The 15412-nt window shown below is 65.3% G+C and carries 10 protein-coding genes; 8 read left to right on the top strand and 2 right to left on the bottom strand.

What is annotated here, in order from left to right:
- Positions 1-109: 109 nt before the first annotated feature.
- Positions 110-652, top strand: a complete 543-nt coding sequence (locus CIT40_RS02470) for a MarR family winged helix-turn-helix transcriptional regulator (RefSeq protein ID WP_094897189.1) — start codon at positions 110-112, stop codon at positions 650-652.
- A 38-nt stretch (positions 653-690) separates the two neighbouring features.
- Positions 691-1041 carry a hypothetical protein gene (locus CIT40_RS02465; RefSeq protein WP_094897192.1) on the top strand — a complete coding sequence of 117 codons (351 nt, stop codon included), beginning with the start codon at positions 691-693 and terminating at the stop codon, positions 1039-1041.
- 229 nt (positions 1042-1270) lie between these two features.
- Here CIT40_RS02465 and CIT40_RS02460 read toward each other — a convergent pair whose 3' ends face one another.
- The gene (locus CIT40_RS02460) at positions 1271-2077 is read right to left on the bottom strand and encodes an N-acyl homoserine lactonase family protein (RefSeq protein WP_094897195.1); all 807 of its coding nucleotides are present in this window, start codon (positions 2075-2077) and stop codon (positions 1271-1273) included.
- A 379-nt stretch (positions 2078-2456) separates the two neighbouring features.
- Between CIT40_RS02460 and CIT40_RS02455 the strand changes: the two genes are divergently transcribed.
- The 4 genes from CIT40_RS02455 to CIT40_RS02440 all read left to right on the top strand — a co-directional run bounded on the left by CIT40_RS02455 (position 2457) and on the right by CIT40_RS02440 (position 9063).
- Positions 2457-3998 (top strand): caspase family protein, encoded by a 1542-nt coding sequence (locus CIT40_RS02455; protein WP_094897198.1) that lies wholly within the window; start codon positions 2457-2459, stop codon positions 3996-3998.
- A gap of 159 nt (positions 3999-4157) precedes the next feature.
- The gene (locus CIT40_RS02450; RefSeq protein ID WP_162307321.1) at positions 4158-4841 is read left to right on the top strand and encodes an OmpA family protein; all 684 of its coding nucleotides are present in this window, start codon (positions 4158-4160) and stop codon (positions 4839-4841) included.
- Positions 4842-4999: 158 nt separating this feature from the next.
- Positions 5000-5929 carry an RND family efflux transporter gene (locus tag CIT40_RS02445; RefSeq protein ID WP_094897203.1) on the top strand — a complete coding sequence of 310 codons (930 nt, stop codon included), beginning with the start codon at positions 5000-5002 and terminating at the stop codon, positions 5927-5929.
- On the top strand, positions 5929-9063 hold the full coding sequence (locus CIT40_RS02440; protein WP_094897206.1) for an efflux RND transporter permease subunit: 3135 nt from the start codon (positions 5929-5931) through the stop codon (positions 9061-9063). The genes CIT40_RS02445 and CIT40_RS02440 overlap by 1 nt, the downstream gene beginning before the upstream one ends.
- 146 nt (positions 9064-9209) lie before the next feature.
- On the opposite strand, the gene CIT40_RS02435 is transcribed toward CIT40_RS02440, so the two are convergent.
- A complete protein-coding gene (locus CIT40_RS02435) occupies positions 9210-9884 on the bottom strand; it encodes a Crp/Fnr family transcriptional regulator (protein ID WP_094897208.1) in 675 nt (224 codons plus the stop codon).
- Between the two features lie 234 nt (positions 9885-10118).
- Between CIT40_RS02435 and CIT40_RS02430 the strand changes: the two genes are divergently transcribed.
- Positions 10119-12194: an AsmA family protein gene (locus CIT40_RS02430; protein ID WP_094897213.1), complete on the top strand. Its 2076-nt coding sequence runs from the start codon at positions 10119-10121 to the stop codon at positions 12192-12194.
- A gap of 211 nt (positions 12195-12405) precedes the next feature.
- Positions 12406-14853, top strand: coding sequence for an adenylate/guanylate cyclase domain-containing protein (locus CIT40_RS02425; RefSeq protein WP_094897217.1), 2448 nt, complete (start codon positions 12406-12408; stop codon positions 14851-14853).
- Positions 14854-15412: the final 559 nt, after the last annotated feature.

Here is a 15412-nt window from a genome sequence, read left to right as displayed (position 1 = left end):
CGCTAACCTCAGCTCTGGTCAGGAGAGGGCTGATCTGCTAGATAGTCTCACGTGCAACTATTTTGGACCGGAGCCGGCCGGCCGTCAACTGGAATTCGGAGCGCGCTCCTTGGCGAGAACATCTGGCGATATCGCACTGAAGCCACGCGAAGCCGATGAGGCCTCAGCACGGCCAAAGGCACGGCTCGACCTGTTCAAGTTCGTGCCGTTCCGTCTCAACCGGCTCGCAGCGGAAGTCAGTTCCGCGCTCTCGGTCGAATATCAGGAACGGCATGGTCTCGACATTCCGGCCTGGCGCGTGATCGCCACGCTCGGGTTCCGCAACGATGCCTGCAGTGCGCAGTACATCGCGCAATGCACCCGCACGCACAAATCCACCATCAGCCGCGCGGTCACGACACTGCTCGGCGAGGACATGATCGAGCGGGTCGAGAACGAAGCCGACCGCCGCGAATTCCGCCTGCAACTGACGGCGAAGGGCCGCGCGCTCTACGAAGATCTGTTCCCGCAATTGCTGCGGCGGGAGGACGAGATCCTCGCCTGCCTCTCCGCCCACGAGCGCAAGCAGCTCTCGGCGCTGCTCGGCAAGATCGAGGACAGCCTCGATCTGATCCAGACCAGCAAGGAAGCGGACGCCAAGCAGGCGTATTAGGGCGGGCTTTCACGAGCGGTTAGTCGATGAGAGGCGAAATGAATAGCCAAGAATTTGTTAAAGCCATCAAGCGCTACGTGAGGGATGCCGCGATCGAAGATACAATAGCCGATCTGAAGAACCCTCCGGGTAGGAGTGTGCCACTCCGAGAGCGGGCGTGCTCGGATTGGTACAACGGCCTACGACCGGAAGACGCTGATAACGTTAATCGCGTGATCGCGACATCAGTCCATCAAGCGCTGTTCGGGCTTCTTGCAGTGCTCGATGGCGTACGAACCATTGACGACGAAGGAGGACGGTTCGAGCTGACTTATGTTGGTGCGAAGCGGATCCTGCTCAACGATCAACAGGCTATTGGTCTACACGACCTCCTGAACGCCCCGAACTGAGCTGGTGGGTAGAGCGTGAGCGAAACCCATCAATCAGTCCGCCTGTGGCAAGCACGATGGGTTTCGCAAGGACTCGACCCATCCTACGAGCTGTCATTCCGGGGCGCCGCAAAGCGGCGAACTATGGTGCGCAATTGCGCACCTGAGAATCCATTCGTCCGCGCAACCCGGTCGTGCGATGGATTCCGGGCCTGCGCCTGTCGGCGCATCCCGGAATGACGGCACCGCCCTATTTTGCAAACGACCGCGTCGGCGGCAGATGCAGCGCCCAGGCATCGACCTTGTCGCTGGTGCGCGGATAGATCTCGGTCACGATCGGATCGTGGCCGGGAATGAAGCGATCAGGATGGCCGGCGAGACGCTCGATCGTCTCCCAGCCCACGGCCATATCGCCGACATTGTAGACGATCGGGAACGGGCTCTTGCGCTGCAGATTGGCGTAGTAGTGCGCGGCATCGGACGCCAGCACCACCGGCCCGCGCGCGGTGTCGACCCTGACCACCTGCAGGCCGTCGGAATGGCCGCCGACACGATGCACGGTGACGCCGGGCGCGACCTCGCCGTCGCCGGAATAGAAAGTGACGCGCTCGCCATAGACGTGGCGCACCATCTGCGTGACGTGCTCGACCGAGAACGGATGTCGCAGCAGGCCGTTGCACATGCAGCGTCCAGTCGCGTAGGCCATCTCGCGCTCCTGGAGATGGAAGCGTGCATTTGGGAAGCGATCGAGATTGCCGGCGTGGTCGTAATGCAGATGCGTCACGATGACGTCGCGGATGCTCGAGGCCGCGACGCCAAATCGCTCCAGCGCATCGACCGGATTGAGTGTCAGCTTGCGCGCCCGCGCGCTCGCCTCCTCGGCATTGAAGCCGGTGTCGACCAGGATGTCGCGGCCGTGCCCTCGGATCAGCCAGACGAAATAGTCGAGATCCTGCGCCGCACTGTCATGCGGATCGGGCTGAAGGAAGTTCATGCTGGGGGTGCGCGGCGACATCGTCGCATAGCGCAGGGCGTAGATTTCGTAGGCGTTTCCCATGATTCTTGCTTTTGCTTTGCTTTTCTGAGTGGACCTTCCGGGACGATCCTGCGCACCAAGCCATTGTCCGCTGCAAAGGTCAAACGCCTCGCGGCGCGACGGAGCTATGCTCTCAATGTGAGACCAATCACATGCTTATCGCCATGGAGGCCCTAACGTGCCGCCGGTAAGATCGAGCCGGACCACGTCGAGCACAGACATGACATCCCGTTTATTCCCCTTGCGGCACGCCCGGGCGTTGCGGTCAATCGTCGCGATAACGCCGAATCTCCAAGCGGTTGACGCGATCCGTCCCCGGTTTGATAATGAGGTAAGCGTAAGTTAAGGTCGCCGCGGCGCAAGCTGGTAACGGCGCCTTTTTGGCTGGACCGCGCTGATTATGAAAATTCGCTTCTTATTTCTTCTGCCCTTGCTCGTCTCGCTTGTCCCGACCGCCCCGTCGCTTGCGGCCGGTGACCGCTTTGCGCTGGTGATCGGCAACGCCAAATATCCGGATGCGGATGCCCCGCTGAAGGAACCGATCAACGATGCCCGTGACGTCGCCGACGAGCTCAAGCGCGACGGCTTTTCGGTCGAACTCGCCGAGAATCTGACCGGCGACGGCATGCGCCGCGCCTTCGACAAGCTCTACGGCAAGATCAAGCCGGGATCAGTGGCGCTGGTATTCTTCAGCGGCTTCGGCATCCAGTCAGCGCGCCAGAGCTACATGCTACCGATAGATGCGCAGATCTGGACCGAATCCGACGTGCGCCGCGACGGTTTCAGCCTCGAGACCGTCCTCGGCGAGCTCAACACCCGCGGCGCCGGCGTCAAGATTGCGCTGATCGACGCCTCCAGGCGAAACCCCTTCGAGCGCCGGTTCCGCAGCTTCTCGGCCGGCCTGACCCCGGTGATCGCGCCGAACGGCACGCTGGTGATGTATTCGGCGGCGCTGGCCTCGGTGGTCTCCGACGCCGGCGGCGAGCACAGCCTGTTCGTCCAGGAACTCCTGAAGGAGATCCGGGTCCCAGATCTGATGGCCGAGGAGACGCTGAACCGGACTAAGATGGGCGTCACCCGCGCGTCGCGTGGCGAGCAGGTGCCGTGGATATCCTCTTCATTGGCCGAAGATTTCTCGTTCAGCCCGGGAGGCGGCGGCTCGCGTCCGGCGCCTGGCGCGCCGCCTGCGCCTCCCGCCCCGCCGCCGGTCGTCGCCAATAACCCGCCGCCGGCACCGCCCGCCCCGCCGACACCACCTCCGCCGCCGAAGCCGGCCAACACCGCTGCTGTGGCACCCGTACTTCCTCCACCCGTACTTCCGCCACCCGCACCGGCTCCAGCGCCGAAGCCGCAGGTCGAGGCTGTTCTGCCCCCATCGCCACCGCCGGTCCTACCGGCTGATCCGGCACCGAGCGCGGAGAGCGGGCCGAGCGCCGCCGCGCTGGCCGACGATCCCACGATCAAGAGCCTGACCACCAAGATCGCGGCCAATCCTGATGACGTGAACGCGCTGTACCGGCGCGGCCAGGTCTATGCCAGCAAGGGCGCCTACAACCTCGCCATCAAGGATTTCGACGACACGCTCCGGATCAACACCAAGGATGTCGAGGCGCTGAACAACCGCTGCTGGACCCGCACCGTGGTCGGCGACCTCCAGGGCGCGCTGAAGGATTGCAACGAGGCGCTGCGGCTGCGGCCGAACTTCGTCGATGCGCTGGACAGCCGCGGGCTCGTCAACCTCAAATCGGGCGCGGTCAAGAATGCCATCGCCGATTTCGATGCGGCCCTGAAGATCAACCCGCGCCTGACCTCCTCGCTCTACGGACGCGGCGTCGCCAAGCAGCGCAACGGCTCCGCCCAGGAAGGCGCGCTCGATATTGCCAATGCCAAGGCGATGGATCCGAACATCGTTCAGGAATTCGCAAGCTACGGAGTGCGCTAGTATTTTTTTGAATTGAGGCAGGCGGCGCCTCGAACCCTTGGTGGCCTCGGGAAGACTAACCAACGGATGCCGCAGGCGGCCTTCCCCGGGGGGCTCACTGCAGGAGTTTTGGCAGGAATTTTGGAACCGCGCGAGCTGGCTGCGCAGGAGGGACTGGCTATGAAATCGGCTGCAAAGGGACTTACCGCGATCCTGTCGATCATTGCTCTTGGCGTTACTCTCGGCGTCGCGCTGTTGCTGCCGGCCTCGCCCGCCTTCGCCGGCGACGACGGCAACAGCAAGAACGTCACCGAGGACGACATCGTCCGCGCGCTGGCGCCGGCGCCGAAGAAGCCCCTGACCCGCGGCCTCTCGATCGCCCCGCAGGCCGATCCCGCGCCGAGCGCCGCCGAGAGCAAGCTGATCCAGTCGGTGCGCGGCCGCTCGACGCGGTCGCTGTCCTCGACCGAGCGCGAGGAGATCGCGTCGGTCGCCAAGGACAAGCCGAACATCGATCTCGAGATCACGTTCGACTACAACTCCGCCAATATCAGCGCCAAGTCGATGCCGTCGGTGCAGGCACTCGGCCGCGCGCTGACCAGTCCCGACCTGAAGGGCTCCACCTTCGTGGTCGCGGGTCACACCGATGCCGCCGGCGGCGAAGCCTACAATCAGGACCTGTCGGAACGCCGCGCAGATTCGATCAAGCGCTACCTCGTCGACAAATACAGCATCTCCGCGACCGACCTCGTCACCGTCGGCTACGGCAAGAGCAAGCTGAAGGATCCGAGCCAGCCGATGGCGGAGGCCAACCGCCGCGTCCAAGTCGTCAACATGGAAAACAAGACCACCGCATCGAAGTGAGCACGACGCAATCCTTTGAAGTGACAAGTCGTGATGTGGTGTAAAGTCTCGCTTCCAGAGCGCGTCCCGCAGCCTTGCGGGACGCCGCTTTGTTTCAGGGAAACGCTTTTCATGGGCCTCGCGCGGACGGCCGTGAGCCAGGCCAGGATGATCCGGCGATGAACCTCTCCGAATATCTCAAGCCCGCCGGAACTCTGGTGTTCGTCGTCGCGATCGGCGTTGGCTATTACCTGTTCGAGCATCGCAAGCGCCCCGAGCCGAAGGAGACGCAGAGCGAGGCGCTCGTCATCGTGACGAAGTCGACCAATGCCTGCTTCTCCGACCTCGTGCGCGTGACCGGCTTCTTCGTGCCGCGCCGCGAGGCCGTGGTGATCGCCGATCAGGAGGGATCCAGGGTCACCGATCTCTTCGTCACCGAGGGCGCGATCGTCACCGACAACCAGGAGCTGGCGCGCCTGACCGCGCCGCCGCAAATTCCAGGCCAGCCGCAGAGACCCGGTCCGCAAGGCCCGATCTCGCTGAAGGCATCGGCGCCGGGCCTCGTCACGGAAGTCCGCACCATCGTCGGCGCGCCCGCCTCCCCGCAGGCAGGCCCGATGTTCCGCATCGCCGTCAACAACGAGATCGAGCTCGATGCCCAGGTCCCGGCGGTGCACATGCCCAAGCTCAGCGCCGGCGCCACCGTGCGTATCAGCCGCGACGACGCGCCCGATCTGATCGGCCGGGTCCGTCTGGTTGCACCCGAGATCGACCGCGCCACCCAGCTCGGCCGCGTCCGCATCAGCGTCACCAACAATCCGTCGCTGAAGGTCGGCGTATTCGCCCGCGCCTCGATTGACGCCAAGCGAAGCTGCGGCGTCTCGATCCCCAAGACCGCGATCGACCATCTCACCATTCAGGTCGTCAAGGGCAACACGATCGAGACGCGCAAGGTGCGGGTCGGACTGTCGTCCGACAGCGCCACGGAAATCCTGGAAGGGCTGGAGGTCGGCGAAATCGTCGTCGCCGATGCCGGCTCTTCGCTCCATGACGGCGACCAGATCAAAACCATGTTCGCCGATGAACTCGATCGCACGCGGGTACGCTGATGGCTCTCAATATCTCGGCATGGTCGATCCGTAATCCGCTGCCGTCGGTCGTCTTCTCGATCATCCTGCTGGTTCTCGGCTGGGTGTCCTTCACCAAGCTAGCGGTGACGCGGCTGCCTTCGGCCGACATCCCCGTGATCTCGGTCGTGGTCTCGCAGTTCGGCGCGGCGCCCGCCGAGCTCGAATCGCAGGTGACCAAGACGGTCGAAGACGCGGTCTCCGGCGTCGAGGGCGTGCGGCACATCACCTCGCAGATCACCGACGGCGTATCGGTCACCACGATCCAGTTCGCACTGGAGACCAACACCGACCGCGCGCTCAACGACGTCAAGGACGCGGTGACGCGTGTGCGCTCGAACCTGCCGCAGAACGTCACCGAGCCGCTGATCCAGCGCGTCGACGTCATCGGCCTGCCGATCGTCACCTATGCCGCGATCTCGCCCGGCAAGACGCCCGAGCAGCTCTCCTATTTCGTCGACGACGTGGTCAAGCGCGCGCTGCAAGGTGTGCGCGGCGTCGCCCAGGTCGAGCGCATCGGCGGTGTCGAGCGCGAGATCCTGGTCTCGCTCGACCCGGACCGCTTGCAGGCAATGGGCCTGACCGCGGTCAATGTCAGCCAGAGCCTGCGCGGCACCAATGTCGACGTCGCCGGCGGCCGCGCCGAGATCGGCAAGAACGACCAGGCGATCCGTACGCTCGCCGGCGCCAAGACGCTGAGCGATCTCGCCGGCACCATGATCCCGCTGTTCGGCGGCGGCGAGGTCCGGCTCGACGATCTCGGCACCGTGACCGACACCATCGCGGACCGCCGTACCTTCGCCCGCTTCAACGGCGAGCCGATCGTCGCGCTCGGCATCAAGCGCTCCAAGGGCGCCAGCGACGTCAAGGTGGCCGAGGCCGTGCAGAAGCGCGTCGACGCGCTCAAGGCCTCCTATCCCGACGTCGACCTGAAGGTGATCGACACCTCCGTCGAATACACCAACGGCAATTACCACGCCGCGATCTCCACCCTGTTCGAAGGCGCCATCCTCGCCGTCGTCATCGTGCTCCTGTTCCTGCGCGACCTGCGCGCCACCATCATTGCCGCGATCTCGCTGCCGCTGTCGATCTTCCCGGCGTTCTGGGCGATGGACCTGCTCGGCTTCTCGCTGAACCTCGTCAGCTTCCTCGCCATCACGCTGTCGACGGGTATTCTGGTCGACGACGCCATCGTCGAGATCGAGAACATCGTCAGGCACATGAACATGGGCAAATCGCCCTATCGCGCCGCGCTCGAGGCCGCCGACGAGATCGGCCTCGCGGTGATCGCGATCTCGCTGACCATCATCGCGATCTTCGCACCCGCAAGCTTCATGTCGGGCATTGCCGGGCAGTTCTTCAAGCAGTTCGGCATCACCGTCTCCGTGCAGGTGTTCTTCTCGCTGCTCGCCGCGCGCTTCGTCACGCCGGTGCTGGCGGCCTACTTCCTCAAGCACGGCAATCACGAGGAGCCGCCGCCCGGACGCATCTTGCGAGCCTATCACCGCATCGTGGCATGGTCGGTGAAGCACTATTTCATCACGGTGCTGATCGGCTTCGGCGTGTTTGCCGCCTCGATCTGGAGCATCACGCTGCTGCCGCAGGGCTTCCTGCCGGCGCAGGACAGTGCGCGTTCGCTGATGGCCCTCGAGCTGCCGCCAGGCACCCAGCTCTCCTATACCGAGAAGGTCACCGAGGACATCGTTGCCCGCCTGCGCAAGCGGCCCGAGGTCAAGAGCATCTTCGTCGACGGCGGACGCGTCCCGCCGGGCACGCAGGAAGTCCGGCGCGCCGCGCTGATCATCAACTACACGCCCAAGGATGCCCGCGACATCACCCAGCGCGAGCTCGAATTCTCGATCAGCCAGGAACTGGAGAACATCCCGGACATCCGCTTCTGGTTCCTCGACGAGAACGGCTTGCGCGCCATCTCGCTGGTGGTGACCGGAGTCGACGCCAACATCGTCAACAATTTCGCGAGCGAGCTCGCGACGCAGATGAAGCGGATTCCCACCATCTCCAACGTGATCTCGGAAACCACGCTGGAGCGGCCCGAGCTGCGGGTCGAGCCGCGCGCCGATCTCGCCGCCCGGCTCGGCGTCTCGACCGAAAGCCTGTCGCAGACCATCCGCGTCGCCACCATCGGCGACGTCGGACCCGCGCTCGCCAAGTTCGACGTCGGCGACCGTCTGGTGCCGATCCGGGTGCAGCTCGAGGATGCCGCGCGCGGCAATCTGAAGACGCTGGAACAGTTGCGCGTGCCGCTCGGCGAGCACGGCGAGAAGGGCGGCGTGCCGCTCTCGGTCATCGCCGACGTCAAGCTCGACCAGGGTCCGACCAGCATCAACCGCTACGATCGCGAGCGGCAGGCGACCGTCGCGGCCGATCTCGTCGGCTCCGCCGCGCTCGGTGACGCCACCAAGAAGATCTACGACCTGCCGGTGATGAAGAGCCGGCCGAAGGGCGTGAAGGTCTCTCCCTCCGGCGACGCCGAAAGCCTCAACGAATTGTCCGACGGCTTCGCCACCGCGATCACGGCCGGCCTGATGATGGTCTACGCCGTGCTGGTGCTGCTGTTCGGCACCTTCCTGCAGCCGATCACCATCCTGTTCTCGCTGCCGCTCTCGATCGGCGGCGCCATCGCGGCCCTGCTCCTCACCGGCAAGCAGCTGACCACGCCGGTGTGGATCGGCATCCTGATGCTGATGGGCATCGTCACCAAGAACGCGATCATGCTGGTGGAGTTCGCGATCGAAGCGATCCACGCCGGCAAGCCGCGCGACGAGGCGATGATCGATGCCGGCATGAAGCGCGCCCGTCCGATCGTGATGACCACGATCGCGATGGCCGCGGGCATGATGCCGAGCGCGCTCGCGGTCGGCGCCGGCGGCGAATTCCGCTCGCCGATGGCGCTCGCGGTGATCGGCGGCCTGATCTTCTCGACCATCCTGTCGCTGGTGTTCGTGCCCGCGATGTTCATGGTGATGGACGATCTCGGCGCCCTGATCTGGCGCTTTGGCAAGCGGCTGATCGTCCACAGCGAGGACGCAGAGGCGGACGCTCATCACGGAGCGGGGCCGGCACCGAAAGACGTCGCGCACCGCGCTGCGGAGTAGGATTTCGCGCAAGCGACCAGAGGGCGCACTAACGAAGGGCGCCCTCGAGGCACCCTGTCACCTCAATACCTTAACGCGGATCACCACCGATCTTGCGATCTGCATCGGCAAAGCCTTGCAGACACAAGCTCCCGGTCGGTTGTGCCCTACTCGTTCCGCGCGATCGCCGTCAGCTTGGTCATGTTCCGCAGCAATATCCGCCCGCGCTGGAGGTCGAGGATCGCCTCCTTGCGCCAGGCCTGCAGCTGGCGGTTGACGCTCTCGCGGGCGGCGCCGACGAAGACGCCGAGCTGCTCCTGCGAGATGTGCACCTCGGAGCCGAAATCGGCCGCGAGCGCGCAGAGCCGCCGCGCCAAACGCACCGGCAGCGGCTGCAGCATGGATTCCTCCATGCGCTCGCTCTGCCAGCGGATGCGCTGGCACAGCAATGCGATGATCTTGATCGCGACCTTCGGCTCGCGCTCGAGGAAGGCGAGGAAATCTTCGCGCCGCAGCACGAACAATTCGCTGGCCTCGCCCGCGGTCGCATCCGCAGTGCGATTCTGGCCGTCCAGCACCGCGACCTCGCCGAACAGGTCGCCCGGACCCATGAAATTGAGCGTCAGCCGGCTGCCGTCGGACGCGCCGGTCTCGATGCGGACCTGGCCGCGGCGCACGCCGAACAGCGCGTCGCCGGCATCGCCCTTCTGGAACAGCACCTCGCCGTTGCCGAGATGCTGGGTGTGGCAGAGATTGGACAACCGCTGCAGCTCGTCTGTACCGAGATCAGCGAACATGGCGTTCATCTTCAGAATGACCGCAAATTCGGCCTGCTTGCTCATTTCAATGTCCTTGTGAAGTCCTGGTCAGTCTTGTTGGCAAATCGCTTGAAACCATCACCATCAGGATCGCGTAAAACCGCGCCGGGGAAGTGTGTCATAAGTCACATAACTTTGCAGCACCCCCCGACTATTTTTACGCGCTTGGAGCCGCTTCCCGTCCGGGGATAAACTCGGGCGCGAAAGATGGTCAGCCGGCGGGATTCGGCACCGGTTGTCCGTCAGTGGAAAGTCGACATGAGAGCCATGAAATTCGCCGGCGCGGCTTTGGCCGCCGTCATCATCGTGATCGCCATCCTGCTGGTGATCGGGATCCCTTCGGGCTTCCTGACCTCGACCATCGCCTCGCGCGTCGAGAGCGCGACCGGCTATCGCCTGTCGATCGACGGCACCACGAAGATCAGCCTGTGGCCGACGCTCAATGTCACCCTCAACGATCTCGCGCTCTTTGACCCGAAGGATCGCAGCGGCATCACGCGCCTGACGGTCGACAGCGTGCAGGCCGACATGTCGCTCTCCAGCGTGTGGTCGGGCCGCCCTGAGATCAGCGAGCTGATCGTCACCCATCCCGTGCTCTACCAGCCGCTGCTGCGTGAGCGCCTGCCGAATGCGGGAGGCGCGTCGAAGCCGCTGGCGCTCGACGCCAACGGCGCGTCCATCGGCCGCGTCAAGGTCACCGACGGCGAAGTCGCATTCGCGCGCATGCGCGATCGCGTCGAGGGCCGCATCAGCGCCATCAACGCCGACGCGACCATCGGCCGCGACCGCAAGGTCAGCATCACCGGCACCGCGCGCGTCGGCGACCACCCGACCAAGTTCGACATCAAGGCGACCACGCCGGCGCCGCCGGCCGACCGGCCGACGATCCCGGTGGATTTCGCCATCGACATGCCCGACGTGCTGAAGTCCCAGCTCAATGGTCATGCCGAGATGCGAATGAACGGCGACGTCGTGATGATCAACGGCGTGAATGGCCGGCTCGGCGACGGCGCCTTCAATGGCTGGGCTTCCGTCGACATCGCCAGCAAGCCGCTGGTCAAGCTCGATCTCGACTTCCAGCGGCTGGCTGTACCGCTGGCGAAGACGCCGGAGGGCGCCTCCGGACAGCCCTGGAGCAATGCGCCGATCGACGTGTCCGGGCTCAACTATGTCGATGCGCAGGTGCGGATCTCCGCGAACGAGGCCGTGATCGGCGATGCCCGCATCGCGCCGCTGGCGCTCGATGCCAAGCTTGCCGGCGGCGTGCTGAAGGCCGGCACCGCCAATCTCGGCGCCTATGGCGGCCAGGTTTCGGGCGAGGTGATTTTGGACGCGACCACCGGCGCGCCGAGCTTTGCGATGCATTCCGATCTCGTCGGCGTGCGCGCATTGCCGCTGCTGCAGGGCCTCGCCGAATTCGACCGCATCGACGGCAAGCTGCAGGCCAAGCTCGCCTTGCGCAGCGCCGGCACCAGCCAGCGCGCGCTGATGGCGAACATGCAGGGCACGGCGTTCGTCAATTTCCAGGACGGCGCCATCCGCGGCATCAACGTCGCGCAAATGATCCGTTCGCTGACATCGGGCACGCTGTCCGGCTGGCAGGACAGCCAGAACGCCGGCCAGGAGCAGAGCACGGATCTGTCGCAGCTCTCGGCCTCCTTCCGCATCGACAAGGGCCAGGCGGTGACGACCGATCTCAATCTGATCGGACCGCTGGTCCGCGTCACCGGCGCCGGCACCATCGCCCTCGACACCAAGATGATGGGTTTTCGCGTCGAGCCGAAGCTGGTGATGACGACCGAAGGTCAGGGCCGCGCCAATGAGCCGGTTGGCTTCGGCATTCCCGTGATGATCCAGGGTCCCTGGTCGCAGCCGAAGATCTACCCCGACATGGCCGGCATGCTGGACAATCCGGATGCCGCCTATGCCAAGCTGCGCGAGATGGGCAAAGGGCTGTTCGGCCCCGACGGCGCCGGGCTCGGCAACATTCTGGGCAGTTTGGGCAATCTTGGCCTCGGCGGCACCACCGCGCCGAGCGGCGCCAATGCGGCCGGCAACGCCAATCCGCAGGCGCAGCAGCCGGGGCAGAACAATCTGCTCGGCGGCCCCTTGGGCGAGGCGATCGGCAATTTGATTCAGCAGGGGCTGTCCAATGGCGCGGGAAGCAGCACCGGCGCCGCGCCAGGCAGCGGCCGCAGCCGCAGCCTGCCGGCGACACCATCCACACCGGCACCGCAGGCCTCGCCCGCAGCTCCGGCCCTCGACGATCCGCCGGTGGCGCAGCAGGACAGTCAGCCAATGAACGACGTGCTGCGGCAACTTTTCAACCGGTGATGGGCGGATTCGCGGGCCTGGCTCCAAGGCCATCCGCTTACACCAGCCGCGCCGCTCAAGGCTTCCTCCGAACGGAGGAGGCCGCTTTCACTCCATCCCTTTTTACCGGCCACCGCGAGTAACCACGCCGGTTGCCCGGCGGCCCTTTGGCCCGAATTGTGATAGAAGGACCCCGCAGCGCCGGCGTCGATGGCGGCGCAAGAGGATCGGGATGGCAGGAGCGAACGACAAGACACGGTTTCTGCGCGAGGGCCTGTTCGCCAAATATGTCGTCTCCCTCGTCGGCCTCGTCGTGTTCGTGCTCGCCGTCAACGGCGCGATGGAGACCTGGATCTCCTACCGCGCCACCAGGACCCAGCTGACCGACGGCCTCGAGGACAAGGCGCAGGCCGCCGCCCGGCGGATCGAGCAGTCGATCTCCGAGCTCGATCGCCAGATCAGCTGGGTGACGCGGGCGAGCCAGGACACGCTCGAAAAGCGCCGCGCCGACTACGCCTCGCTGCTGCACCAGGTCTCGGTGGTCAACCAGCTGTTCCAGCTCAACGGCGAAGGCCGCGAGGTGCTGCGGGTCTCGCGCCAGTCGACCACGACCGGCAGCAACGCCGACCTCTCGCGCGACATGCGCTTCACCGATACGGTCGCCCGCGGCGTCAGCTATGCGCCGGCCTGGTTCGCCGACAGGACGCCGCTGATGTCGATCTCGGTGGCGCATTCCGGCTTCAATGCCGGCGTCACCGTGGCCGAGATCGATCTCGGCTTTCTCTCCGACTTCCTGTCCGACGCGCAGGTCGGCAAGGCCGCCTTTGCCTATGTCGTCGATCCCCGCGGCCGCGTGCTGGCGACGTCGTCGAAGGGGCCCGATGTCGGCAAGGATCTGTCGAAGCTGCCGCAGGTCGCGGCCGCGATCGCGCCCGGCCATGAGGGCGACAGTTCGGGCACCGACTTCAACGGCCAATCGGTGATGAGCGCCGCCAGCACGGTGCCGAAGCTCGGCTGGAGCGTGCTGTTCGAGCAGCCGACCACGCAGGCCCTGATGCCGATCCGCGACCAGCTGGTGCGCATCGCGCTGCTGATCGGCATGGGGCTGATGGTCGCAATTCTCGCCGGCACGCTGCTGGCACGCCGCATGATCATCCCGATCACGGCGCTGCGCGACGGCGCGCACAGGCTCGGCGAAGGCGATTTCAGCCACCGCATCGACGTGAAGACCTCGGACGAGCTGGAAGACCTCGCCAGCCAGTTCAACCGCATGGCAGGCCAGATCCAGGAGACCTATTCGGACCTGGAGACCAAGGTCGAGGAGCGCACGCGCGATCTGGCGCAGTCGATCAACGAGCTGAAGGTGCTGGAGGAAGTCGGCCGCGCCGTCGCCTCCTCGCTCGATCTCAACGCCGTGCTGCCGACGATCGCCGCGCGCGCGATCGAGATCACCCATGCCGACGCCGTGCTGATCTACGGCTTCGATGCCGAGACGCGCCGCTTCAACCTGGTCGAGGCCGGCGGCATCGATAAATCCGCCGACGGCGCCCACGTCACCATCGACGAAGGCGAGAACATCCTCAGCGATGCCGCGAGATGCGGCGAGCCGATCGCGCTTGCCGACATCGACCAGGCCGGCGAGCAGCCGTTGCGCGAGGTCGCGATCGCGGCCGGCTTCCACTCGGTGCTGGTCGTGCCGCTGGTCGACCAACAGGGCACGCTCGGCGCGCTGGTCGTGCTGCGTCGCGCGAGCGGCGAGTTCGCCGCCAGCATCATCGGCCTGATGCGCACCTTCGCCAACCAGGCCGTGCTGGCGATGCGCAATGCGCGACTGTTCACCGAGGTCGACCACAAGAGCCACGCACTGGAGACCGCGAACGAGACCGTGCGCGCCCAGGCCGACAAGCTGCGGATGCAGACCGAGCAACTCAAGGACTGGAACAAGTCGCTGGAGGAGCGCGTCAAGACCCAGCTCGGCGAGATCGAGCGCATCCGCAAGCTGGAGCGTTTCCTGGCGCCGCAGGTGGCGCAGCTGATCGCGTCCTCCGACAGCCCGGAAGGCCTGCTCACCAGCCAGCGCCGCGAGGTGACGGTGGTGTTCTGCGATCTGCGCGGCTTCACCGCGTTCACGGAAGCGACCGAGCCGGAAGAGGCGATGAACGTGCTGCGCGAATATCACGCCGCGCTCGGCAAGCTGATCTTCAAATACGAGGGCACGCTCGACAAATATGCCGGCGACGGCGTGATGATCCTGTTTAACGCGCCGATCCAGTTCGAGGACCACACCCAGCGCGCCGTGAAGATGGCCGTGGAGATGCGCGACACGATCGGCCCCCTGACCGAGCGCTGGCGCAACCGCGGGCACAGCCTCGGCTTCGGCATCGGCATCGCGGTCGGCTATGCCACGCTCGGCCAGGTCGGCTTCGAGCAGCGGCTGGAATATGCCGCGATCGGCAGCGTCACCAACCTCGCCTCGCGGCTGTGCGGCGAGGCCAAGCCGAACCAGATCGTGGTCAGCCGCCGCGTCTACGGCATCGTCGAACAATGGGTCGAAGCCCAGCCGCTCGACGATCTCCAGCTCAAGGGTTTCAATCACCCGGTTCTGGCGATGGAAATTTTGAACTGGCGCGAGGAAGTCGAGAACGTCGTGGATGCGTCGGTGGCGCGACGAAGGGGGTGACAATCGCGGCGTCCCCGATGGCCCGATCGTCATTGCGAGGAGTGAAGCGACGAAGCAATCCAGAAGCGCGACGTCGAAGAATCTGGATTGCTTCGCTTCGCTCGCAATGACGGCTTCAAGACAGCAGGCAAACAGCAAATCGCGATCCCGCGGCGGATTGCGCCCGGGTTTTGCTTGGGTTTTGCGGCCCTTCGAAATGGAAGGGCGCAGGGAAGGCCGGGCACCGGCTGGCACCCGCAAGACCCCTGTGCGTGAGTGCGTGATAGTCGCTCACAGGGGAGAAACAGGTGCGACCGGATGCCCGGCCTTCCCTGCGCGATGGTTGAAACGGCTTATGTCGCGCTCTCGCCGGTGAGACGATTTCCCGTTGCCACCGTCGCCTTGCAGCTGTCATCGGATGCGCCGTCCGGTCGGACGATCGCACCACTGCAAAACTTGACGCCGGAATGTCGGGCGTCACGACCACACGATTTTGCCGTACGCGAGGCAGCACCGTCGTACACGCGCCCGCTGATCGCTCACGGGAACCCGCCCTGCGACCGCATCTGGCGCCGACGCT

It is taken from the genome of Bradyrhizobium amphicarpaeae, from assembly GCF_002266435.3.
Taxonomy (GTDB): domain Bacteria; phylum Pseudomonadota; class Alphaproteobacteria; order Rhizobiales; family Xanthobacteraceae; genus Bradyrhizobium; species Bradyrhizobium amphicarpaeae.
Note: the sequence above shows the minus strand (reverse complement) of the source record. Positions and strands in the feature narration are given on the sequence as shown.

Bases quoted from the DNA above. Each gene is read 5' to 3' on its own strand.
- CIT40_RS02465 (WP_094897192.1), top strand. From the start codon at position 691: ATGAATAGCCAAGAATTTGTTAAAGCCATCAAGCGCTACGTGAGGGAT.
- CIT40_RS02460 (WP_094897195.1), bottom strand. From the start codon at position 2,077: ATGGGAAACGCCTACGAAATCTACGCCCTGCGCTATGCGACGATGTCG.
- CIT40_RS02455 (WP_094897198.1), top strand. From the start codon at position 2,457: ATGAAAATTCGCTTCTTATTTCTTCTGCCCTTGCTCGTCTCGCTTGTC.
- CIT40_RS02450 (WP_162307321.1), top strand. From the start codon at position 4,158: ATGAAATCGGCTGCAAAGGGACTTACCGCGATCCTGTCGATCATTGCT.
- CIT40_RS02445 (WP_094897203.1), top strand. From the start codon at position 5,000: ATGAACCTCTCCGAATATCTCAAGCCCGCCGGAACTCTGGTGTTCGTC.
- CIT40_RS02440 (WP_094897206.1), top strand. From the start codon at position 5,929: ATGGCTCTCAATATCTCGGCATGGTCGATCCGTAATCCGCTGCCGTCG.
- CIT40_RS02435 (WP_094897208.1), bottom strand. From the start codon at position 9,884: ATGAGCAAGCAGGCCGAATTTGCGGTCATTCTGAAGATGAACGCCATG.
- CIT40_RS02430 (WP_094897213.1), top strand. From the start codon at position 10,119: ATGAGAGCCATGAAATTCGCCGGCGCGGCTTTGGCCGCCGTCATCATC.
- CIT40_RS02425 (WP_094897217.1), top strand. From the start codon at position 12,406: ATGGCAGGAGCGAACGACAAGACACGGTTTCTGCGCGAGGGCCTGTTC.